The organism is Mesorhizobium sp. M1142 (genome assembly GCF_040318565.1).
GTDB lineage: Bacteria > Pseudomonadota > Alphaproteobacteria > Rhizobiales > Rhizobiaceae > Mesorhizobium.
In genome coordinates, this window is the sequence record NZ_JAMYMK010000001.1 from 77,177 (window position 1) to 98,408 (window position 21,232).

Annotated in this window: 20 protein-coding genes; 8 read left to right on the forward strand and 12 right to left on the reverse strand. The window is 62.2% G+C overall.

The annotated features are described in order from the left end of the window. Positions 1–274 precede the first annotated feature (274 nt). Together NKH42_RS00385 and NKH42_RS00390 are read left to right on the forward strand one after the other, a co-directional pair. Positions 275–2,275: a protein-L-isoaspartate(D-aspartate) O-methyltransferase gene (locus tag NKH42_RS00385; RefSeq protein WP_352973698.1), complete on the forward strand. Its 2,001-nt coding sequence runs from the start codon at positions 275–277 to the stop codon at positions 2,273–2,275. A gap of 49 nt (positions 2,276–2,324) precedes the next feature. Then, positions 2,325–2,570, forward strand: a complete 246-nt coding sequence (locus tag NKH42_RS00390) for a hypothetical protein (protein ID WP_352507037.1) — start codon at positions 2,325–2,327, stop codon at positions 2,568–2,570. Between the two features lie 67 nt (positions 2,571–2,637). Here NKH42_RS00390 and NKH42_RS00395 read toward each other — a convergent pair whose 3' ends face one another. From NKH42_RS00395 to NKH42_RS00410, 4 genes are all read right to left on the reverse strand, one after another. Continuing rightward, entirely contained in the window at positions 2,638–3,129 is a 492-nt protein-coding gene (locus NKH42_RS00395; protein WP_352507036.1) for a DUF1772 domain-containing protein, read from the reverse strand. A 95-nt stretch (positions 3,130–3,224) separates the two neighbouring features. Beyond that, entirely contained in the window at positions 3,225–4,763 is a 1,539-nt protein-coding gene (locus NKH42_RS00400; RefSeq protein ID WP_352686276.1) for a SpoVR family protein, read from the reverse strand. Next, positions 4,763–6,085, reverse strand: a complete 1,323-nt coding sequence (locus NKH42_RS00405; RefSeq protein WP_352476946.1) for a YeaH/YhbH family protein — start codon at positions 6,083–6,085, stop codon at positions 4,763–4,765. Before NKH42_RS00405 ends, NKH42_RS00400 begins: the two co-directional genes overlap by 1 nt. Positions 6,086–6,104: 19 nt before the next feature. Further along, on the reverse strand, positions 6,105–8,054 hold the full coding sequence (locus tag NKH42_RS00410; protein ID WP_254815786.1) for a PrkA family serine protein kinase: 1,950 nt from the start codon (positions 8,052–8,054) through the stop codon (positions 6,105–6,107). Positions 8,055–8,324: 270 nt separating this feature from the next. On the opposite strand from NKH42_RS00410, the gene NKH42_RS00415 reads away from it, so the two are divergent. Further along, positions 8,325–8,486: a hypothetical protein gene (locus NKH42_RS00415; RefSeq protein ID WP_352973699.1), complete on the forward strand. Its 162-nt coding sequence runs from the start codon at positions 8,325–8,327 to the stop codon at positions 8,484–8,486. Positions 8,487–8,502: 16 nt separating this feature from the next. Here NKH42_RS00415 and ocd read toward each other — a convergent pair whose 3' ends face one another. Both ocd and rocF read right to left on the reverse strand, forming a co-directional pair. After that, a complete protein-coding gene (ocd, locus tag NKH42_RS00420; RefSeq protein ID WP_352507034.1) occupies positions 8,503–9,570 on the reverse strand; it encodes an ornithine cyclodeaminase in 1,068 nt (355 codons plus the stop codon). Between the two features lie 3 nt (positions 9,571–9,573). Further along, positions 9,574–10,494: an arginase gene (gene rocF / locus NKH42_RS00425; RefSeq protein ID WP_352973700.1), complete on the reverse strand. Its 921-nt coding sequence runs from the start codon at positions 10,492–10,494 to the stop codon at positions 9,574–9,576. A gap of 128 nt (positions 10,495–10,622) precedes the next feature. Here rocF and NKH42_RS00430 point away from each other — a divergent pair, with 128 nt between their 5' ends. Beyond that, a complete protein-coding gene (locus tag NKH42_RS00430) occupies positions 10,623–11,060 on the forward strand; it encodes an Lrp/AsnC family transcriptional regulator (RefSeq protein WP_352476949.1) in 438 nt (145 codons plus the stop codon). 207 nt (positions 11,061–11,267) lie between these two features. Next, on the forward strand, positions 11,268–11,591 hold the full coding sequence (locus NKH42_RS00435) for a hypothetical protein (RefSeq protein WP_352507033.1): 324 nt from the start codon (positions 11,268–11,270) through the stop codon (positions 11,589–11,591). A gap of 40 nt (positions 11,592–11,631) precedes the next feature. Here the strand turns inward: NKH42_RS00435 and NKH42_RS00440 are convergent, their stop codons facing one another. The 6 genes from NKH42_RS00440 to cyoA form a co-directional block, all read right to left on the reverse strand. Next, a complete protein-coding gene (locus NKH42_RS00440) occupies positions 11,632–11,859 on the reverse strand; it encodes a hypothetical protein (protein ID WP_352507032.1) in 228 nt (75 codons plus the stop codon). Positions 11,860–12,014: 155 nt separating this feature from the next. Then, entirely contained in the window at positions 12,015–13,202 is a 1,188-nt protein-coding gene (locus tag NKH42_RS00445) for a DUF3182 family protein (RefSeq protein WP_352686280.1), read from the reverse strand. 281 nt (positions 13,203–13,483) lie between these two features. Further along, positions 13,484–13,912, reverse strand: a complete 429-nt coding sequence (gene cyoD, locus NKH42_RS00450) for a cytochrome o ubiquinol oxidase subunit IV (protein WP_352507030.1) — start codon at positions 13,910–13,912, stop codon at positions 13,484–13,486. Further along, positions 13,909–14,538: a cytochrome o ubiquinol oxidase subunit III gene (gene cyoC, locus NKH42_RS00455; RefSeq protein ID WP_254816355.1), complete on the reverse strand. Its 630-nt coding sequence runs from the start codon at positions 14,536–14,538 to the stop codon at positions 13,909–13,911. Before cyoC ends, cyoD begins: the two co-directional genes overlap by 4 nt. Positions 14,539–14,543: 5 nt before the next feature. Continuing rightward, complete coding sequence (gene cyoB / locus NKH42_RS00460) at positions 14,544–16,550, reverse strand: cytochrome o ubiquinol oxidase subunit I (RefSeq protein ID WP_352507029.1); 2,007 nt, start codon at positions 16,548–16,550, stop codon at positions 14,544–14,546. 2 nt (positions 16,551–16,552) lie between these two features. Continuing rightward, positions 16,553–17,476: a ubiquinol oxidase subunit II gene (cyoA, locus tag NKH42_RS00465; protein WP_352507028.1), complete on the reverse strand. Its 924-nt coding sequence runs from the start codon at positions 17,474–17,476 to the stop codon at positions 16,553–16,555. A 633-nt stretch (positions 17,477–18,109) separates the two neighbouring features. Here cyoA and NKH42_RS00470 point away from each other — a divergent pair. Genes NKH42_RS00470 through NKH42_RS00480 form a run of 3 tightly spaced genes read left to right on the forward strand, consistent with a single transcriptional unit; the run spans position 18,110 to position 21,158 of the window. After that, positions 18,110–19,252, forward strand: a complete 1,143-nt coding sequence (locus NKH42_RS00470) for an extracellular solute-binding protein (RefSeq protein WP_352686285.1) — start codon at positions 18,110–18,112, stop codon at positions 19,250–19,252. Beyond that, the gene (locus tag NKH42_RS00475) at positions 19,252–20,103 is read left to right on the forward strand and encodes an IclR family transcriptional regulator (protein ID WP_352973701.1); all 852 of its coding nucleotides are present in this window, start codon (positions 19,252–19,254) and stop codon (positions 20,101–20,103) included. Before NKH42_RS00470 ends, NKH42_RS00475 begins: the two co-directional genes overlap by 1 nt. 23 nt (positions 20,104–20,126) lie before the next feature. Next, the gene (locus NKH42_RS00480) at positions 20,127–21,158 is read left to right on the forward strand and encodes a sugar ABC transporter substrate-binding protein (RefSeq protein WP_352507025.1); all 1,032 of its coding nucleotides are present in this window, start codon (positions 20,127–20,129) and stop codon (positions 21,156–21,158) included. Positions 21,159–21,232 lie beyond the last annotated feature (74 nt).

Consider the following 21,232-nt stretch of genomic DNA (forward strand, 5'->3'; position numbering starts at 1 on the left):
CGTTATCTGGAGTGGCGCCGCCTCGGAGAAAGGATTTGCCTCGAAATAAGTTTGGGCGGGCGCGGCCAGTTCCGCTTGCCGATCCTGCAATCCGCCTCGCCCGACAAAAGCGGGTCGGTCTTTTGAGGAACCTCGGGGCTTGCCAACGGTTAGGAAGATGTACCGCATTGCATGAATCCAAGGGGACTGCCGAGGCCCCGGGGACATCGACTGGCCAAAGTGCCGTTTGAGCAGCTTGGGCGATTGTGGCGGAGGCCCGTAGGAGGAGCAAAAAATGCTCGATCTCTCCCATGCCCGCAACCAAATGGTCGACATTCACCTAAGCCGCCGTGGCGTTCGCGACCGCAATGTCCTTCAGGCGATGCGCGAGGTCCCGCGCGAGGCTTTCGTCGAGCCTGGTTTTGAAGAATTTGCCTATGAGGACGGGCCGCTGCCGATCGCCGAAGGTCAGACGATATCGCAGCCCTATATCGTTGCGTTGATGATCGAAATGGCCGAGGTCGGAGCCGGTGACCATGTTCTCGAGGTCGGCACCGGCTCGGGCTATGCGGCTGCCGTAATGAGCCGGATCGTCGAACGTGTCTACACCATCGAGCGCCACGCCGCGTTGGCTGAAACGGCAAGGCAGCGGTTTAAAAAGCTTGGCTACGACAATATCGAAGTCCGCACTGGCGACGGCACCAGGGGCTGGCCAGAGGCTGCACCCTTCGATGCGATCCTGGTTGCCGCCGCTGGACCCGGCGCACCGCTCGCGCTGCAGGAACAGCTCGACGTCGCCGGCCGGCTTATCATCCCGGTCGGCGACGAATTCGACGCGCAGCGCCTGCTCAAGGTCACCCGGACCGGCGCAGCAACTTACACCGAGGAGGATTTCGGCGGCGTGCGGTTTGTTCCGCTGATCGGCGAGCAAGGCTGGGGCGAGCCAGGCAGCGACAGCCAGATAGCGGCCGATCTTCCGCACCGGCATCAGTGCAGGAGCAGCCTGCCGCAGATGATAGCGGCCGCCGCCGAACCGCTTCCGGATTTCGACGATCCGGCCTTCGGTGCGCTGTTCGACCGGTTTGCCGACCGCCGCGTCGTCTTGCTCGGCGAAGCCAGCCACGGCACGTCGGAGTTCTATCGTGCGCGCGCCGCGATCACGCGCAGGCTGATCGAGAAGCATGGCTTCACCATCGTCGCGGTCGAGGCCGACTGGCCCGATGCGGCGGCGATCGACCGTTACATCCGCCACCGGCCACCACGGCCGGGCGCCGATCCGCCGTTCCAGCGCTTTCCCACCTGGATGTGGCGCAACACCGACGTCGCTGCGTTCGTCGACTGGATGCGAGAGCATAACGAGCGGATCAGGATATCCTCCCGGCGGGCCGGGTTCTATGGCCTCGACATCTACAATATGGGCGGGTCGATCGCGGCGGTCCTGCAATATCTCGACCGGGTCGATCCGCAGGCGGCGAGGATCGCACGCGAACGCTACGGCTGCCTGACTCCGTGGCAGAACGACCCGGCCACTTATGGCCGTGTCGCACTCACCTCCGGCTACCAGAAATGCGAGAAGGCCGTGCTCGAGCAATGCCGGGAACTGCTCGCCAGAGAGCTCGACTATGCGCAGCAGGACGGGTTCGATTTCCTCGACGCCACCCAGAACGCCCGCCTGGTCGCCTCCGCCGAGCGCTATTACCGCACCATGTATTATGGCGGCGCGCAATCCTGGAACCTGCGCGACACCCACATGTTCGAAACGCTGGAGCACCTGCTGCAGGCCCGCGGCCCGAACGCCAAGGCGGTGGTGTGGGCGCATAATTCCCATATTGGCGATGCCCGCTATACCGAGATGGGGATCGTCAGGGACGAATTGAACATCGGCCAGCTCTGCCGCCAGCGTCTTGGCGACGAGGTTGCCTTGATTGGTCTCAGTACGCATTCCGGGACGGTGGCCGCTGCCACCGACTGGGACGGCGACATGGAAGTGAAACCGGTTCGGCCTTCCCACAACGACAGCTATGAGCGGCTTTGCCACGACAGCGGCGTCTCGCCTTTCCTGCTCGATTTCGAGCGCGACGACACGCTGCGCCAACGGCTTCTGGAGCGCCGGCTGGAACGCTTTATCGGTGTCATCTATCGGCCCGAGACCGAGCTGCACAGCCACTATGCGGACGCCTCGCTCGCCCGCCAGTTCGATGCTTTCGTCTGGTTCGATGAGACCAATGCCGTGACGCCGCTTGGGCCGGAGCATGCGGGGACAGGCCTTCCCGAGACTTATCCTTTCGGGCTGTAGCGAATCTGGACCTTGGGAAAGCGGAAAATCGAAAGGAAGGAGGTCACCAATGGCCGGAAAGAAGACTCATGAGCAGCAATTGCGCATCATCGAAGAGCGCGAGAACACGAAAAACGCCGGCAAGGATTTCGACGCGGAAGCGGATTTGAACAAGACCAGGCAAGAGCGCGAGGCGTTCCGGCGCGGTGCCGAGCTCAGATCGGACCCGAAGGATATTGCCGATCCCGACGATCGCAACATCATCCGCGGCGAGCACCAGGAAAGCGCCCACAACAAGCATCGCGCCGACCGCTGAACGGCCGGATCGCTTGACGTTAAGACAATACGGCGCCGGGTCCGTCCCCTGACCTTAATCCCTGGGGCTATTCGGCAAAAAATGTCGCGGCGACAGCAATTGAGACGAGGCTCAGCACTGCCAGGCCTGCCCTGGCGACATGCGAAGCCTCCCAGACGTTGCGCAAATCTCTCCAGTCGCCGGTCTGCTTTCGAGAGAACATTGAAAAAAACGTCGCGGCGGATTTCGGCAGGGCAGTGTCTTGCACCCAGAAATTATTGACGGGGTGCGTGACCGACCAATAGGTCGCGTGCTCCGCCAGCAGCGAGACAAGCGCCGCCAAGGTCCACCAGAATCGGGCGCTTGGATAGGGCGTCAGGTAAAGCAGGACGGCGAGCGCAATGATGCCGCCGATCTCGGCGAACCCGCCGATCGTGAAGCCGGGATAGTAGATCGCCTGCACTGATCTGTAGGTGGCCTCCTTGAGGCGCAACTTGCCGGGCAATTCCAAAGCGTGCGCGAGCGAGAGCGCCATCGAGACGGCGACCAACAGAAGCGTGGCGATCGTCAATGCGCGCATGTTTCCTGCTCCCGACCATGCCCTCGTGGTGCGCGCGTAGATAGGGTGGTTGGTGATCCTGAAAAGGCGCCCGACTTCGCCGGCAGGCTGTTCGGTCATTCCCCGATCTGGCTGGTCGAGCGTTCGTGGAGCCTGGCGCCGGTCTGCGCGTCGACCGCGACCATGCTGACCTCGTAGCCCCAGAGCTTGCGGATGTGGCGCAGCGTGGCGTCGCGGCTGCCGCCTTCCAGCACGATGCCGTCCTTGACCTTGTGCTGCAGGCGCAGATGCCGGTCGCCGAGCAGGTCCACATCCACCACCTGGATGTCCGGCCGGCTGGCGCCGATGTCGTAGCTGTGGGCGAGTGCGCTGCGGATACTCTCGTAGCCGCGCTCATTGTGTATCGAGGCGACTTCGTAATGGGGGTCGTTGGCAGCGTCGGCAAGCACAAAGAACCGCCATTTCCGTATCAGGGTAGGGCTCAGATATTGGCGGATGAAGGACTCGTCGCGATGGTTGGCCCAGGCGTCCAGCAAGGTCTGGCGCCAGTCGCCGTTACCGGCGATATCGGGGAACCAGTCGCGGTCCTCGGCCGTCGGCGCGGTCGAGATGCGCTGGATGTCCTGCATCATGTCAAGCCCCAGCGCGTAAGGGTTGATACCGGAAAAGCGCGGATCGTCGAAGCCCGGCTGGAAGATCACGTTCGAATGGTTGCGCAGGATCTCCAGCATGGCACCTTCGCCGATCAGCCCGCGGTCGAACAAAAGGTTCATCAGCGTGTAATGCACGAAGGTGGCGCAGCCCTCGTTCATCACCTGCGTTTGGCGCTGTGGATAGAAATACTGCGCGATAACGCGGACAATCCGGATAACCTCACGCTGCCACGGTTCCAGGATCAGGCTGTTCTTCTCCAGGAAATAAAGCAGGTTCTCCTCGGGCAGGTTGAGCGATTTCTTGCGCTCCGCCATGGTGTCCGTCTCGCGAACCTTGGTGCCGTCCTTGGACGGCGGCAGCGTGCGCCACAGATCGTTGTAGGAGCGCTCCTCGTATTCCAGGCGCTCGCGAAGGCCCTCGCGCTGCTTTTCCGACGACAGCTTCGGCGGCCGGTGATATCTGAACACGCCCTGTTCCATCAGCGCGTGTGCGGCATCGAGGATCTCTTCCACCGCATCGACGCCATGCCGCTCTTCGCAGCGGGCAATATAGCCCTTGGCGAAGTCGAGATAGCTGAGGATGGCGCCGGCGTCCGTCCACTGCCGGAAAAGATAATTGTTCTTGAAGAAATGGTTATGCCCGAGTGCTGCGTGCGCCGTCACCAGGGCCTGGAGGGCCATGGTGTTTTCCTCCATCAGATAGACGATGCAGGGATTCGAATTGATGACGAGTTCATAGGCGAGCCCTCGCCCGCCTTTGCGATAGAGCAGTTCCTGGTAGAGGTAGTGCTTGCCGAAGGACCAGTGCCGGTACATCAGCGGCATGCCGACCGAGGAATAGGCGTCGAGCATCTGTTCGGACGAGATGATCTCCATCTGTACCGGATAGGTGTCGAGGTGGAGCTCTTCGGTGGCGATCGCCTCGATGGTCTCGTAGGCGCGCGACAGCGTCCTGAAATCCCAGTCGGAACCGGAAAACAGCAGCCCGGATCTGCTCGCCATCAGCCCCCTCTTTCACCGCTCTTTTGATAGCCCGGCTGTCTGGCGAAGAGCTGGCGGAAAACCGGGTAGATGTCGGCCGCGGTGGCGATGCGGCTCATCTGGAAGTTCGACCATCTCAGCTTGACCGCACTGTAGGCACGCCATAGCGACGTGCCGTTGTCGGTAGCGCCGAAGATGTGGCTCTCGCGCTCGTCGAGGATCTCGACATAGGCGAAATACTGGCACAGCCGCATGATCTGTTCGTCGAGCAGGGCGATGCAGCGCTCGGAATCGGTGACGAAATTGTCACCGTCCGAGGCCTGGGCGACATAGATGTTCCATTCGCGGCTGGGATAGCGTTGCTCGACGATGCGGTGCATCTCCTCGAGCGCGGTGGAAACCACCGTACCGCCGCTCTGGGTGTTGTAGAAGAAGGTTTCCTCGTCGACCTCCTGCGCCTCGTGGGTGTGGCGGATGAAGACCACCTCGGTCCGGTCGTAGCGCCGCTTCAGGAACAGGTGCAGCAGCACGAAGAAGCGCTTGGCCAGATCCTTCTCGCGTTCGCCCATCGAACCGGACACGTCCATGAGGCAGAACATCACCGCGTTGGCGTTCGGCACCGGCTGCGCGTCGAAGCGGTTGAAGCGGATATCGACCGGGTCGACATAGGCGATCCGCTTGCGGCGACGCTCCAGTCGATCGAACTCTTCCTGCAGCGCCACGATGCGCTGGCGCATCTCGACGTTTTGCGGCTTCGCCTCCAGCGACGCAATCTCCTGCGCGATCGCATCGAGGTCCTCCTGCTTGGGACGCCTGAGCGCTATGCGGCGGCCATGGCTGTTGCGCATCGTGCGCCCGACATTGATGTTGGTCGGCGAGCCGGTCGCGGCGAAGCCGGCCCGGCGCGGCTTGAAGGCGAGGATCTCCTTGAGGTTGAGCTTGACCATGTCAGGCAGTTCGAGGTCTTCGAAAAAGAGGTCGAGCACCTCTTCGCGCGACAGCACGAAACGGAAATCGTCCTCCGATTCGGTTCTCCCCGGGGCGGACCCCATGCCGCCGCCCTGGCCGGGCTTGGGCAGCCGGTCGCCTGGGGAGAAATGCTTGTTGCCGGGCAGGACGTGCTGGCGGCTGCCGCTGTTCCTGGCATCGTTGAAGCTCGGCTCGCCGGTGCCCCGCGCCGGCATCGAAACGGCATGCTCGGCGTCCACGTCGGCGATCTTGCCGGTGCGGATCTGATCGCGGATCGTGCGCTTCAACTCTTCGCGCGCCCGCCGCAGGAAACGCTGCCGATTGCCGAGGCTTTTGTCCTTCGGGTTCAGTCGGCGATCGATGAAGATCGGCATATGTTACCCCGGGCTGGCTTCAACCCGCCTTGTTCACCCGCATGTACCAGTCCACCAGCCGGCGAACCTGGCGTTCGGTGTAACCGCGCTGGATCATCCGCTGCACGAATTCGGTATGCCGCTTCTCCGTCACGCTGTCCTGCTTGGAGCCGAAGCTGATCACCGGCAGCAGGTCCTCGACCTGCCCGAACATCCGCTTCTCGATGACTTCGCGCAGCTTTTCGTAGCTCGTCCATGACGGGTTGCGGCCATGGTTTCTGGCCCGCGCGCGCAGCGTGAACTTCACCACTTCATTGCGGAAGTCCTTGGGATTGGCGATGCCGGCCGGCTTTTCGACCTGCGACAGTTCGTTGTCCAAAACCTCGCGATTGAGGATCTGGCCGGTATCGGTATCCTTGTAGTCCTGATCCTCGATCCAGGCATCGGCATAGGCGATGTAGCGGTCGAACAGGTTCTGGCCGTATTCGCTGTAGGATTCCAGATAGGCCTTCTGGATCTCGTGGCCGATGAACTCGGCATAACGGGTGGCCAGCTCCGACTTTATGAAATCGAGATAGTCCGCCTCTGTTTCCTTCGGGAACTGCTCGCGCTTGATCGCCTCTTCCAGGATGTACATCAGATGCACCGGATCGGCGGCCACCTCTTCGGTGTCGTAGTTGAAGGTCTGCGACAGGATTTTGAAGGCGAAGCGGGTGCTGACGCCGGTCATGCCTTCATCGACACCGGCGGCGTTTCGGTACTCCTGGACCGACTTCGCCTTGGGATCGGTTTCCTTGAGGTTCTCGCCGTCATAGACGCGCATCTTGGTGTAGAGCGGCGAATTGTCGTGTTCGGCCAGGCGGGTCGAGACGGTGAACCGGCTGAGGATGTCGAGCACTTCCGGAGCGCAGGGGCTGTTAGCCAGTTCGCTTTCGCGCAACAGCTTCTCGTAGATCTGCCGCTCTTCGGTGACGCGCAGGCAATACGGCACCTTGACCACCAGGATGCGGTCGAGGAACGCCTCGTTGTTTTTGTTGTTCTTGAACTGCAGCCATTCCGATTCGTTGGAATGGGCAACGATGATGCCCTGATAGGGGAAAGCGCCGAAATTCTCGGTGCCGTTGTAGCTGCCTTCCTGGGTGGCGGTCAGCAGCGGATGCAGCACCTTGATCGGCGCCTTGAACATCTCGACGAATTCGAGCAGTCCTTGCGTCGTCCGGTTCAGCCCGCCGCTATAGGAATAGGCGTCCGGATCGGACTGGCTGAAGTTTTCCAGCTGCCTGATGTCGACCTTGCCGACCAGGGCCGAAACGTCCTGATTGTTCTCGTCGCCCGGCTCGGTCTTGGCGATGCCGATCTGGCGAAGCCTGGACGGCATCAGCTTGACGACGCTGAATTTGGAGATGTCGCCGGACAATTCGTCGAGACGCTTGGCCGCCCAGGGCGAGATCAGGCCGGTCAGCCGCCGCCGGGCGATGCCGTATTTGTCCTCCAAAAGGTCGCCCATGCGGTCGGGATCGAACAGCCCGAGCGGCGATTCGAAGACCGGGCTGACCTGGCCGCCGACCTTCAGCGTATAGATCGGACGCTGCTCCATCAGCCTTTTCAACTGCTCCGCAAGCGAGGACTTGCCGCCGCCGACCGGGCCGAGGAGATAGAGGATCTGCTTGCGTTCCTCGAGGCCTTGCGAGGCATAGCGGAAATAACCGGCGATACGCTCGATCGTATCCTCCATGCCGTAAAAGTCGGCGAAGGTCGGATAGATCTTGATCGTCCGGTTCGAAAAAATACGGCCGAGCCGCTCGTCCTTGCTGGTATCGACAAAAGTCGGCTCGCCGATCGCCTCGACCATCCGCTCGGGCGCTGAGGCGTACATCGACTTGTCCTCGCGGCAGGCAAGCAGATATTGCTGGAGGCTTATCTCCTCCTGCGCCGCATTCTTGTAAACCTCGGAAAACAGATCGAAGACGTCGGATTGATTCTCACGCATGGTATTCCTAGCCCCGGAGCCGATGTGGCTGCATGTTTGTCTCTTGAACAACCAAATGTTGGAAAGCCCTTGTGGTTCCCTTCACTTCGCAGAGAGTGCATGTGACCGAACGATAAGAGTCTAGATAAGGGCATCCTGAGTGCAGACAAGGCGTGGAACGTCCTGCTCGCGGCACAAAATCCTGAATCGCACCACGTCCTGCGGGCGACATCCAACAAGACGGAGGAACGGTTCGGGTCCTTTCCGGTTGTGAGGGAAAGGAGACGGTCGATGTCTGGGAATAGTTTGTGGTTGCTCGTTGTTGCAGGAGGTCCACTGCTGCTGGCAGTCCTGATCGCCTACGCCCTGCTCACGCAGCGCCGTCGCGGCCCGGCGGAGCGCAGGGGAAGCGAGCGTGCGACCGAGCGCCTGTATCAGGAAAAGAAGGATTGACCGACGGGATCGCAGCTCAGCTGCCGGCAACCGCCAGCCCGGTCGCTTTTTCGGCGCGCAGCAGCATGCCAAACAGGTCGCGCGGCTCATCGGGATCGGCCAGAAGGTCTAGTTCCTCGTAAAGGCCGGTCCGCTGCAGCTGATCGCGGACGTAGCGCAGCGCGGAAAAATCCTCGATCGCAAAGCCGACGGAGTCAAACAATGTGATCTGTCGGGCATCCGTCCGGCCTGCTGCCTTTCCTGTCATCACCTGCCACAATTCGGTGAGCGGGTGATCCGCATCGAGCTGCTGGCTCTCGCCTTCGATGCGCGTCTGCGGCGGATATTCTACGAAGATGTCCGAGCGCAGCAGAATGTCGCGATGCAGCTCGGTCTTGCCCGGGCAGTCGCCGCCAACCGCGTTGATGTGCACGCCGGATCCAACCATGTTGTCGGTCAGGATTGTTGCCGACCGCTTGTCGGCGGTGACCGTGGTGATGATCTCTGCACCTTCAACGGCTTCCTGTGCCGACGCGCAGAGCTTGATGTCGAAACCCATGCCGGCAAGGTTCTTCCTGCATTTCGCCGAGGCCGCCGGGTCGATATCGTAGAGACGCAGCCTGTCGACGCCAAGCAGCGCCTTGAAGGCAATGGCCTGGAATTCCGATTGCGCGCCATTGCCGATGATCGCCATGCACCTGGCGGCCTCTGGAGCGAGGTATTTCGCCGCGACCGCCGAGCTTGCGGCGGTTCTGAGCGCCGTCAGGATGGTCATTTCCGAAAGCAGCATCGGATAGCCATTGCCGACATCGGCAAGCACGCCGAAAGCGGTCACGGTCTGGCGGCCGTCACGCGTATTCTTCGGATGGCCGTTGACGTATTTGAACCCATAGAGCTGCCCGTCGCTGGTCGGCATCAGCTCGATCACGCCGTCAACGCTGTGCGAGGCGATGCGCGGCGTCTTGTCGAACAGCTCCCAGCGCCTGAAATCCTCTTCGATATAGGCGGCAAGCTCAAGCAGGAAGCGCTCGATGCCGATGGCAAGCACCAGCTTCATCATGCGGTCGACGCTGACGAACGGGACGATGTTCAAATTGACGGTCATGGCTCAGAACCCCCTCGTCGGACGGTCCATGATCCGCCGGCCCATCAGGCTCGCGGTCAGGTCGACCAGAAGCGTGGCGGTGCGGCTGCGTTCGTCGAGAAAAGGGTTGAGCTCGACTAGGTCGAGACTGGTGACGAGGCCGCTGTCATGCAGCATTTCCATTGCCAGATGCGCCTCGCGGAAGGTGGCGCCACCTGGAACGGTGGTGCCGACCGCCGGGGCGATCGACGGGTCGAGAAAATCGACGTCGAGGCTGACGTGCAGCATGCCGTTGGCGGCGCTCACCCGCTCGAGAAAGGCGCGAAGCAGTTGCGCAATGCCGTGCTCGTCGATCGAACGCATGTCATGGACCGTCACGCCGGCTCTGCGCAACGCTTCCCTTTCCGCCAGGTCCACGCTGCGGATCCCCAGCGCGCATATGCGAGCCGGGTCCACCTGCGCTGCAAGGCGGGGGAAATAGCCCTCGAAGCCGGGCTGCCCGCTGGCATAGGCCAGCGGCACACCATGCAAATTGCCGCTGGTGGTCGTGTCGAGCGTATGAAAATCGGGGTGCGCATCGAGCCACAGCACGAAGAGCGGCCGGCCGGCATTCGCGGCCCGGCGGGCAATGCCGGCGAGCGTACCGGCCGAAATGCTGTGGTCGCCGCCGAGAAAGATCGGCATCGCATCGGCGCTCGCGGCATAGGCCGTTTCGCTGATTGCTGCCGTCCAGGCGGCAATTTCCGGCAGCGCCTTCACCGCCGCGTTGCCGTGTACGACAGGACGCATGTCGGCCGGGACGATCGTTCCGAGGTCGGTCAGCGTATGGCCGAGCTCGGTCAGTGCGGTGGCCAGGCCGGCCGTGCGCAGCGCACTCGGCCCCATCTCGCAGCCCATGCGGCCTGAGCCGGCCTGGATCGGTGCGCCCACGATCGTGCAATGCATTCTCATACCCCGCCAATTACGATGCCTTTATTGAAGCCCGCATCGCTGGCAGAATGAACATGTCAAATTGGCAAATTTGTCGAAATGCCTTACCATAGTGACATCATCTACTTCCGTTGTGAGCAATCATGGACCAGCTCGACGAGCAGATCATCACCTCTCTGCGGCACGACGCCCGGCGCAGCATTTCCGATCTTGCCGTCGGCCTGGGTGTCTCCCGGGCAACGGTAAGGTCCCGGATCGAGCGACTTGAGAGGGACGGCGTCATCGTCGGCTACACCGTCATTCTGCGCGCCGACGCGGTCGATCAGCGCGTGCGTGGCATCATGATGATCGAGATCGAAGGCCACGCCGCCGATCGCGTCATCCGGGCGCTGGGCGGCTTCTCCGAGGTCTCGACCATCCACACCACCAATGGCCGCTGGGATCTGGTGATAGAACTCGGAACCCAGACCCTGAGCGAGTTCGACGCCGTGCTGAGACGTATCCGCCTGATCCCCGGAATTACCGGCAGCGAAACAAGCCTGCTCCTGGCAACGCCACGCACCACCAAGGCTCGGCTGTGACTTCGAGGAACTGCGCTTGACCTGCAGCGGTAACGAAATCCGCCAAGGAACCTTCAATTGCCGCCGCGGTTAGAGCAGTTCCAGTAAAAGTGTGGAACGGTTTTCCGTTCGGAATTGCATCGGAACGAAAAGATAGAGCGGGTCAGCGTTTCCGGGAAACGACGAACCGTTCTGGGCCGGACAGGCCTCCTTCGAGGGAGAACAATCATGGCTCACGCCCAGCAGGAACTGGTCGAATTCGTTATCAGCAAAGCCTTCAACCCGGTCATGCGGGCCAAACCGGACGGAAAATCCGATGCCGAGCGCAAGACGCTCGAACACGTCCAGCAGGCCACGAAGACCGAGATTGAGCGCTATCGCCGTTACGGCTCGGCCGAGGAGGTCGCGACCAACTTCAGGCGCGACCTGAATTCCGACGCTGCCAAGAAGTTGCACGCCCAGCTGCGCCGACTGCATCTGCCGACGATTGAGGACATTCGTGACGACTTCGAGGACAAGGCCCGCAAGCTCGGGGTCAAGGCCTCGCCGTAGATCCGCGACCAATCGCCTGGTGACGTCCGTCAGGCCGTCATCACAATCCACCCTTGGTCGGAGGCCACCCTGACCGAGCTGTCTCGGGGATGTTGTCCGACGTCAGCTCGCCGCGATTGAGCTTTTCAATCGCTTCATCGGCTTCGCTTTCGTCGAGACCGGAAAGCGGCAAGCCATCGACCACGACGGCTTCGTCGCTCTCGCTGTCATAGACCTCCCAGAGGCCTTCCGGATCCTGTCGTTTGTCGTAAACGGTTGGCATGGCCATTTCTGTAACCACTCCTGCAGGCAACGCCGCTATTGCACGCCTGCCACCCATTTCAGGGCCTGGGCCTTTTCTGACTTGCTGCCTTGCTCGAAACAAACTCGGGCCATTGGTGGATGTTCCCTGCCGGAGGCGTGCTTAACTTCAACCTGACATGGCTAGAATCGGCCGGCTTCTCCGATCGGCCCTCGGATCGCCTGGGTGACGACGGTATAACGCGTGACTTGACCCTCCTCGGGATCCTCCCCGTGGAAATGGATTGCTGCGTTCGGCGGCAGCCGCGCAGTGCTGCCGAACTGCTTGACGGTGGAGACATGCACGATCTGCATGTCGGGGTCCCGCTTCATGGCGTCCATCGCTGCCAGCTCGGCGCTGCTGCTGCCACCGATCCGCCAGCTCGCTTCCAGCACGCCCGATCGCCAGATGCCCGAGGAATCGACACCTTGGCCGATGTCGTAGTTGCGTCGCGAGGCGAAGAATCCGGGATAACCATCCATCGCTGCGTCATAGGTTCTCGCCTGCGCCACGGCCAAACCCACCGCCGGAGATAATCGCAGCCCATCCAGCGCCTCCCATCCGCCGCGCACCACAACCAGATCGGATCCGCCGTAGACGGGCTGCCCGTCGTTGTCGGTCGTCGTCCGCTGGGTGCCGTAATAGCTGATCGACAATTCGTCGATCATGGTTCTGCCAACGCTCAGCGTAACGATGTCGCGAAGCTGCGTTTCGAGAACAAGGCCGTATTCGCTTAGCTCAGACGATGGATATTGGTCCAGCAGCCTTTCGACATCGCCGACTGTCGCGGCGGTGTGCTGGTCGCGGCCCCGCGAAGCGCGCGGTGGCTTGAATCGGACCAGCCCCAGCTCCAGCAGACGTTGCGCTGCGCGCAGCGCGTCGTGGCGTGAAAATGCAGTGTAGCCGGGCAGTACGGCCGCGGCGACGGCGCTGCCGAAGCCGACGGGCCATTCTTTTGGCCGTGCCGCCGATCCGTCCACCAGCTCGTGGGTTATGGCCTTGGTGGTTGCGAGGCGCCAGGGCACCACCCCGCCGAAGAGATCGTCGGGCCCGTTTATGCCCAGTTGAACCGCATCGGCAGCAAGCAGGCTGTCGTCCGGCACGAAATACAACCCGTCACTGTCACCGCCACCTTCACGCAGGCCCTGGCGGAAGGAAAATCCCTTCAACGCTGCGATCGTGCGCGCGACGGCAGCGACGGTTTCCCGTTCGTGGGCATAGATGGTCTCGCCACCCGGCGCGGAGAATGCGACCACAACACCTTTCGCCCCGCTTGGTTGCCTACCGCTTAGCCCGGTCATGTCGCGCCCTTCGTCCATTGCCGAGCCCATTGCCGTTTCCGCGGCAATGCGTCCGAACAAAAAAACCCGTTGACGCGGCGAATGTTCCGGCCAACGGCCGGCTGCGGGTTTGACCAGGTGGCTGCCCGGAGCTTCTTGCGGTCGACGTCGAGACGCTGCGTCCCGGCGAGAAGGCCGCCGTGGACGACGTGCTGAAGGAGGCCGCCCCACACGTCCTGGGAGACGCCGACCTCGTCGGCACATTCGAACGGGCTTGAGACCGGAGTTCGCTGTCGCATGAACTGCGGCCGATGGCCGGAATAATCGCTAAATCAGCGGTTCATGTTCATGATCGCGTTCATCGGCATCAAATTGTGGTCGAGATTGGCCATGATCCAGATCGAGCCGCCGATCACCAGAACTACGATCAGCACGCCGAAGGCAAGCGCCAGGGCGTTGTTGGTGTTGTCCGGTCCCGTCGTGATGTGCAGGAAGAAGACGAGATGCACGCCCATCTGGGCGATCGCCAGCACGACCAGCGCCACCGGAATGCCGGGTGCCCATACCAGGTCGGTTCCGGGCAACCAGAACGAGGCGATGGTCAGCAGCGTTGCCAGCCCGAGGCCGATCACATAGCCGCGTAGCCCGGATCCGACGTCGGTGTCGCCGAGGTATTCGTCACCCGGCGCCGTATCTATGTCGTAGCGCTCCAGGCCATGGGTGTCGCGCCGTTGCGCGTGGCGATCGTCCGCATTGCTCATCGACTTGCTCCCAGGAGATAGACCACGGTGAACAGCGCGACCCAGATGATGTCGAGGGCGTGCCAGAACAGGCTGAAGCACATGAAACGCCGAAGAATATCGTCGCGGAATCCCTTGGCGAAGATCTGCGCCATCATCGTGAGCAGCCACAGCAGCCCCGCCGTGACGTGAAGGCCATGGCATCCCACCAGCGTGAAGAACGCCGACAGGAAAGCGCTGCGCGTCGGTCCGGCACCACTGGCAACCATATGCACGAACTCGCGCAACTCGAGCAGGATGAAGCTGGCGCCGAGCACGAAGGTAACAGTCATCGCGACATAGAACCAGGAGCTTCGCCGCGCTGTCACGGCAAGGCCGGCGAGACCGCAGGTAAAGCTCGACAACAGCAAAGCGGCCGTCTCGATCGCGACGTTGCGCAAGTTGAACAGCTCGGCCCCGCTTGGTCCGCCCGCCGTCTTGCCCGCCAGCACGGCATAGGCCGCGAAGAAGGCGGAGAACATCACGATGTCGCTCAGAAGGAAGATCCAGAAGCCATAGCCGACGACGATCCGGATCGGGGCCGGGCCGCCGAGTGCATGGCCGTGCCCGCCATGGATACGGTAAGGGTCACGCTCTCGAACGTCCATCGCGGTCATGGCCTTGGCCCCGTGTAGGTAGCCAGTGCCTCGCGGCGCGCGCTTCGGTTGGCGCGGTCGATCCGGGCGACTTCGGCGGCAGAAATGACGTATTCGGGTTTGTCGCGCCATGCGAATACGACGAAGGTAGCGAAAGCACCGAGCGCGCCGAGTGCCACCATCCACCAGATGTGCCAGATGAGAGCGAAACCCATCACGGTCGCAAAGAAGGCGCAGATGAACCCGGTGGGACTGTTGCGCGGCATCTCGATCGGCTCGTATTCAGGCTCGTCGCGCAGGCGGTTTTGCTCGCGTGCCCGCTGCTTGATGCTCCAGTAGGGCTCTTCGCCCTCGACGTGCGGAAGCGCGGCGAAGTTGAAGACCGGCGGCGGCGAGGGCGTGGCCCATTCCAGCGAGCGCCCGTCCCAGGGATCCCCTGTGGAATCTCGAAGCGCCGCACGCTGCCGGATGCTGACGACGAGCTGTATGATCTGCGCGACCACGCCGGCGGTGGTGATGATCATGCCGGCGCCCGCAACCAGCACCCAGGGATACCAGGCCGGCACGTCGAAATGCTGCATGCGGCGGGTCATGCCGAGCAGGCCGACGGCGTAGAGCGGCACGAAGGTGGCGTAGAACCCGATCAGCGTCAGCCAGAAGGCCAGCTTGCCCCAGCCCTCGTGCAGCCGGAAACCGAATGCCTTGGGAAACCAGTAGGTATATCCCGCGAAGGCGCCGAACAGCACGCCGCCGATGATGACGTTGTGGAAATGCGCCACCAGGAACAGGCTGTTGTGGAGCAGGAAATCGGCCGGCGGCACCGCCAGCAACACGCCCGTCATGCCGCCGATGACGAACGTCACCATGAAGCCCAGCGACCACAGCATTGGGGTCGCGAAGCGGATGCGGCCACCATACATGGTGAACATCCAGTTGTAGATCTTCACGCCGGTACCGACAGCGATGATGCTGGTGGCGATGCCGAACGCAGCGTTGACGTCGGCGCCGGCGCCCATCGTGAAGAAGTGGTGCAGCCACACCATGAAGGAAACGATGCAGATGAAGAGTGTCGCGGCCACCATCGAGCGGTAGCCGAACAGCGGCTTGCTGGAGAAGGTGGAGATGACCTCCGAGAAGATGCCGAACGCCGGCAGGACGAGGATGTAAACCTCGGGATGGCCCCAGGCCCAGATCAGGTTCACGAACATCAGCATGTTGCCGCCGGCTTCGTTGGTGAAGAAATGAAAGCCGAAATAGCGGTCGAGCGTCAGCATCGCGAGCGTGGCTGTGAGGATCGGGAACGCGGCGACGATGAGCAGGCTGGCGGCGAGCGAAGTCCAGCAGAACATCGACATCCTGAGATAACTCATGCCGGGCGCCCGCATCTTCAGGATCGTGGTGACGAAATTGATGCCGGTGAGCAGCGTTCCGACACCCGCTATCTGCACCGCCCACAGATAGTAATCGACACCGACGCCCGGCGAGTAGGCGGTCTCGCTGAGCGGCGGATAGGGCAGCCATCCGGTGCGCGCAAACTCGCCGATCACCAGCGAGATGTTGACCAGCAGCGCGCCGGTGGCGGTGAGCCACAAACTCACCGAGTTGAGCGTTGGAAAGGCAACGTCGCGGACGCCGAGCTGCAGCGGCACGACCAGGTTCATCAGGCCGATGACGAACGGCATCGCCCCGAAAAAGATCATGATGGTACCGTGGGCCGAAAAGACCTGATTGAAGTGGTCGGGCGGCAGATAGCCGGGCGCCTGGAACGCGAGGGCCTGCTGGGACCGCATCATGACGGCGTCGCTGAAGCCGCGCAGCAACATCAGCAGCGCCAGCAGCACGTACATCACGCCAATCCGCTTGTGATCGACGCTGGTGATCCATTCGCGCCACAGATAGGGAAAATGGCCGGCCAGGAAGACCCAGGCCAGCACGCCGAGGATTGCCAGGGCGACGACCGCCGAGGCGATCATCGGCAGAGGCTGATCGAACGGAATGACGTCCCAGCTCAATTTTCCGAGCATTGTCAGCCTCCTGTCTTGGACGATACGCTCGGCTCGGCGCGACCGGCCTGGGGACCGGGCGCGGGCGGAACGCCCTGCGTCGCGATTTCATGGAAAAGGTCCGGCTCGACCGAGCGATAGGTCGAAGGCGGCACGTTGATGCTCTGTCTGGCTAGTTCCTGGTAGCTGACCTTGTCGAGTGCCTGTCCCTGGCTTCGCGCCGAATTGACGAACGCGTCGAAGGCATCCGCTGCGACGGCATGCAGCACGAATTGCATGCCTGGAAAACCGTCGCCGCTGAAATGGGCCGACCGCCCATAGAATTCGCCGGGCTGATCCGCCTGCAGGTGAAGCTGCGTCGTCATGCCGTTCATCGTATAGATCATGCCGCCGAGCTGAGGCACGAAGAACGCATTCATGACGCTTGCCGAGGTGAGCGAGAAATGCACCGGCCTGCCCGCCGGCACCACAAGCTGGTTGATGCTCGCGACATTCTGCTCGGGGTAGATGAACAGCCATTTCCAGTCGAGCGAGACGACCTGCACCTCGAGCGGCTTTTGCTGGGAATCCAGCGGCTTTATTGGATCGAGGTCATGCGACCCGATCCAGATGATGCCGCTCAAAAACAGGATGACGAGGATGGGGATCGACCAGACCACCAGTTCGATGCGCCCGGAATAGGCCCATCCCGGCAGGTACTGCGCCCTTGTGTTGGTTTCCCGGAACCACCAGGCAAAACCGAGTGTCGCCAGGATCGTCGGGATGACGATGGCCAGCATGATGGCGACCGAATTGAGCAGGATCGTCCGCTGCGCGGCGCCGACTGGTCCTTGCGGGTCGAGTACGCCGCCCTGGCAGCCGGCAAGCAGCGCGGCCAGCAGCATCGTCGCGCCGACGCGGCCAACACGGATGGCCGCACAATTCCGAACGATCGCCCTCAGCAACATGAGATCTCGCCGTGTCCTGAAAACCGATTGAACGTTGCAGGCAGCGTGGCTGCCAACCCCGAATGTGCGCGCCGGTGTGCTCCTGGCGACAGTTTCTTCACGCACGGGGCCCCGGCTCGCAGAACCACATGCGGCGGATGTCATCGTTAAGCGGTCGACCTGTCGAGAACCCCTCCAAATCCTAAAAACCAGCGGCAAATCCCAAGCAACCAGAGCCAAATCCTAAGAAAACCAGAACCAAATCCCTAAGAAACCAGAAACAGTATCCAGATCGAAGTTATCGCCAGAAACGTGGCGAATGCCAAGGCGGCAAACCGATTCATGGCCGCGCCCATGGTTGGTCCATTTAGTCCGCTCCCTGCGACGTGGCTGCTGAATCCAGTGATGCTGCTCTGGAGGGCTGCGCCAACCGAACGAATGTTCGTCGCGAAAGTTCCCAAAAACCTAGATCCACCGCAGCCTTTGGTTGCAGCGCAGAGCAGCAACGCGATGCGAACCAGGGGCGGCTGGGCGGCTTTCTGCCAAACCGGAAGGAGTTCGGCTTTGCGTATGTAAAAACTACTTGTGTAGGTGAAAATAGTTGCTACTAATCAGCTGGGCCGGCGCATGGGCGGCTCTGGGAGGAATTTCGGCATGACAAGACTGCGCGGCCTCGCGTGGGATCACCGACGCTGCTGGGGTCCGCTCGAGGCCAGCATCGGGCCGTATTGCGCCGCCAATCCCGGTCTTGAGATCGAATGGGACCGCCGCAGCCTCTATGAGTTCGGCGAGGGCGCGCTTGGTCCGGTGCTCGGCGCCTATGATCTTGTCGTGTTCGATCATCCGTTCATCGGCGATATTGCCGAAGGCGGGCTGATGGTGCCGTTCGATTTGTCGGCTGAGCAGCGCCGCGGCTTCGAACGGGATTCGGTCGGCGCATCCTGGCAATCCTACGCGAGGGACGGGCGCCAATGGGCGTTGCCAATCGATGCTGCCTGCCAGGTTGCCTCGTATCGCCCTGATCTACTGGAGCGCTACGGTTCGTTGCCGCACAGCCATGATGACGTGCTGGAGCTCGGCCGGCGCGCCTTGAAGGACGGCAAATGGCTTGGGCTGCCGTTGGTGCCGACTGACGCCATGTGCCTGCTTTTGACGCTGGGTGAGCCCCGCGAAGACGGCGACGAGTTCATTGCTGGGGAAAAAATCGAGCAGGCCGTCGGGCAGTTGCGCCAGCTTGCGGCGCTGTCGCACCCGAACTCGCCGAAATGGAACCCGATCCGCTGCTACGATCATATGATCGCGCATGACGACGTGGTCTACGTGCCGTTCGCCTTCGGCTATGTGAACTACGCCTCCAGGGCAGACAGGCCGTATCTGCGCTTCGCCGACGTGCCGACACCGCGATCCGCCGGCGCCTTGCTCGGCGGTGCCGGCATCGGCGTCAGCGCTCAATCGAAACACAAGCAGGCAGCCATCGATTACGCGCTGTTTCTGTGCTCGCCCGGCTATCAGCGCGGCGACTACGTGAAATCCGGCGGACAGCCGGGATCGCTGGCGGCGTGGCAGGATGCCGAGGTCAACGCTCTCTCAGGCGGCTTCTTCGCCTCGACGCTGGCGACGATCGAAGCTTCCTATCTGCGCCCGACCCATCCGGGCTTCATCAGCTTCTTCCGCCAATGCGCCCCTCACGCCGCGGCGGCCATCACCGGCGAATTGCCGGCGGCGGAGCTCGCGGACCGGCTGAACCGGCTCTATCGCGAGACCAGGCATGGCCAGCCGCAACGGAGCGTCGCGTAATGGCCACCGATATTGCCCAGATCGTCGACGAAGGCGAAAGCGGCCGCAACGGCTACCGCGTGCCCGCTGTGGAGAAGGCGCTCGACATACTGGAATTCATGGCTGCCAGCGGCGAGCCGCTGACCCAGACCGAGATCGCCACCGGAATGGGGCGCTCCATTCACGAGATCTACCGCATCCTGCTGCTGCTGGAGAAGCGCGGCTACATTTTCCGGACGCAATCGGACCGCTTCCGCCTGTCGCTGAAGCTGTTCGAACTGGCGCATATGCATCCCCCGGTGAACCGCCTGGTCGAATGCGCGCTGCCGGTGATGCGCGGCCTGGCCGCCAATGCCGACCAGAGCTGCCATCTGGTCGTCCGCGAAGGCGAGAGCGCACTGGTCGTGCTGCAGATCGATTCGCCTTTGCCGATGCGTTATTCGGTTGCCCTTGGCTCGCATTTCCCGATCCTCGAAACGAGTTCCGGCGCGGTGCTGCTGGCGCATTCTGGCCGCGCCGAGCGCGACCGCATCGTCGAGCGGATCGTCGCTGCAGGCGAAGGCCAAGGCAGCCGGGCGGAAATCGAAGCGCGGCTGAACGAAGTCGCAAGGCTCGGCTATGAAATGCGCGCCTCGCTGGCTGTCGAGGGCTGCATCAACATCTCGACGCCGGTGCGCGACCATCCCGGCGCAGTCATTGCCGCGCTAACCGTCCCGTTCCTGCCGCAAAAGGCCGCGCGCTTCGATCGCAGCACCGTCTTTGAGCGGACTAAGGCGGCGGCCGAGACGATATCGGCGGCGATGGGCGCGGGCGAAGCTGCCGCCTCTTCACGTGCCGACCCGGAACGGCGGGACTATCCGTTCAGCAACTGACAAGAAATACAGGGAGAAGAAACATGAACTGGTCCAAATCGATGCTGTTTGCCTCGGCGGCCGTGCTGGCTCTGAGCGGCGCCGCGGCACAGGCCGAAAACATGCCGAAGCGCATCGGCTACGTCACCAACTACGCCACGCATGAGTGGTATCAGAACGTCATCAAGGGTATGCAGGCCCGCGCCAAGGAACTCGGTATCGAGCTCGAGGTGCAGGACGCCAATCTGGACGTCGCCAAGGAGGTCTCCGCCGCCGAAGATTTCATGGCCAAGGGCGTCGACGTCCTGATCATCACGCCCGTCAACGAGGAAGGCGTCGTGCCGCTGCTGCGCCAGGCGAAATCCAACAACGTTCCGGTCGTGCTCGAAGGCAATCCGGTTAAGGGCATGACCACAATGGTCGCGATCTGCGACTACGACACCGGCTACACCGCCGGCGTCGAAGCCGGCAAATACGCCAAGGAAAAGCTCGAAGGCAAAGCCAAGGTGATGAATGTCGGCCTGCCGCTGCTGTCCGCCACCGTCCTGCGGTCGCAGGGTTTCATGGACGGCCTGAAGACCATCATCCCCGACGCGGTCATGGTCCACGACCTCGACGGCGGCGGCAATCCCGATCGCGCACTCGAAGTCTCTTCGGCGGCTCTTGCCAAGAATGCCGACATCAACATCATCTACGGCATCAACGATTCCTCCTCGCTCGGCGGCCTTCAGGCCTGGAAAGCGGCCGGCAAGCCGCAGGACGGCCTGTTGACTGTCGGCACCGGTGGCGAAGGCCTCGCCTTCATCAATGCGATGCAGAACGAGCCGTCCTACCGGATCGAGGCCGCGATGTTCCCGGAAAAGGAAGGCTACACCGCCATCGATGCAGCGGTTAAGCTCTTCAACGGCGAAGAGGTGCCGGAACACATCGTCAGCCCGACCGCGCCGATGAACGGTGACGCCTGGAAGAAGTTCTACGACTACGATGGCACCACACGCAAAATCAAATGGGATGCCGTCAATTCGCTTCAGCCACCGGAAAAATGCATGAAAACTTCCGCCGATCTGAAGAAGTAAGGATTCCGGGTAGCCCTTCCCGCACGGCGGGAAGGGCAGCGGATCGGATATGCCGACGGAAAAACAGGGCAACC

Coding starts and splice junctions, on each gene's coding strand:
- cyoD (WP_352507030.1), bottom strand. CDS start 13,912: ATGAGCAATGCGGACGATCGCCACGCGCAACGGCGCGACACCCATGGC.
- NKH42_RS00405 (WP_352476946.1), bottom strand. CDS start 6,085: ATGCCGATCTTCATCGATCGCCGACTGAACCCGAAGGACAAAAGCCTC.
- NKH42_RS00430 (WP_352476949.1), top strand. CDS start 10,623: ATGGACCAGCTCGACGAGCAGATCATCACCTCTCTGCGGCACGACGCC.
- cyoA (WP_352507028.1), bottom strand. CDS start 17,476: ATGTTGCTGAGGGCGATCGTTCGGAATTGTGCGGCCATCCGTGTTGGC.
- NKH42_RS00470 (WP_352686285.1), top strand. CDS start 18,110: ATGACAAGACTGCGCGGCCTCGCGTGGGATCACCGACGCTGCTGGGGT.
- NKH42_RS00435 (WP_352507033.1), top strand. CDS start 11,268: ATGGCTCACGCCCAGCAGGAACTGGTCGAATTCGTTATCAGCAAAGCC.
- NKH42_RS00415 (WP_352973699.1), top strand. CDS start 8,325: ATGTCTGGGAATAGTTTGTGGTTGCTCGTTGTTGCAGGAGGTCCACTG.
- cyoC (WP_254816355.1), bottom strand. CDS start 14,538: ATGGACGTTCGAGAGCGTGACCCTTACCGTATCCATGGCGGGCACGGC.
- NKH42_RS00440 (WP_352507032.1), bottom strand. CDS start 11,859: ATGGCCATGCCAACCGTTTACGACAAACGACAGGATCCGGAAGGCCTC.
- rocF (WP_352973700.1), bottom strand. CDS start 10,494: ATGCATTGCACGATCGTGGGCGCACCGATCCAGGCCGGCTCAGGCCGC.
- ocd (WP_352507034.1), bottom strand. CDS start 9,570: ATGACCGTCAATTTGAACATCGTCCCGTTCGTCAGCGTCGACCGCATG.
- cyoB (WP_352507029.1), bottom strand. CDS start 16,550: ATGCTCGGAAAATTGAGCTGGGACGTCATTCCGTTCGATCAGCCTCTG.
- NKH42_RS00410 (WP_254815786.1), bottom strand. CDS start 8,054: ATGCGTGAGAATCAATCCGACGTCTTCGATCTGTTTTCCGAGGTTTAC.
- NKH42_RS00395 (WP_352507036.1), bottom strand. CDS start 3,129: ATGCGCGCATTGACGATCGCCACGCTTCTGTTGGTCGCCGTCTCGATG.
- NKH42_RS00480 (WP_352507025.1), top strand. CDS start 20,127: ATGAACTGGTCCAAATCGATGCTGTTTGCCTCGGCGGCCGTGCTGGCT.
- NKH42_RS00385 (WP_352973698.1), top strand. CDS start 275: ATGCTCGATCTCTCCCATGCCCGCAACCAAATGGTCGACATTCACCTA.
- NKH42_RS00400 (WP_352686276.1), bottom strand. CDS start 4,763: ATGGCGAGCAGATCCGGGCTGCTGTTTTCCGGTTCCGACTGGGATTTC.
- NKH42_RS00475 (WP_352973701.1), top strand. CDS start 19,252: ATGGCCACCGATATTGCCCAGATCGTCGACGAAGGCGAAAGCGGCCGC.
- NKH42_RS00445 (WP_352686280.1), bottom strand. CDS start 13,202: ATGGGCTCGGCAATGGACGAAGGGCGCGACATGACCGGGCTAAGCGGT.
- NKH42_RS00390 (WP_352507037.1), top strand. CDS start 2,325: ATGGCCGGAAAGAAGACTCATGAGCAGCAATTGCGCATCATCGAAGAG.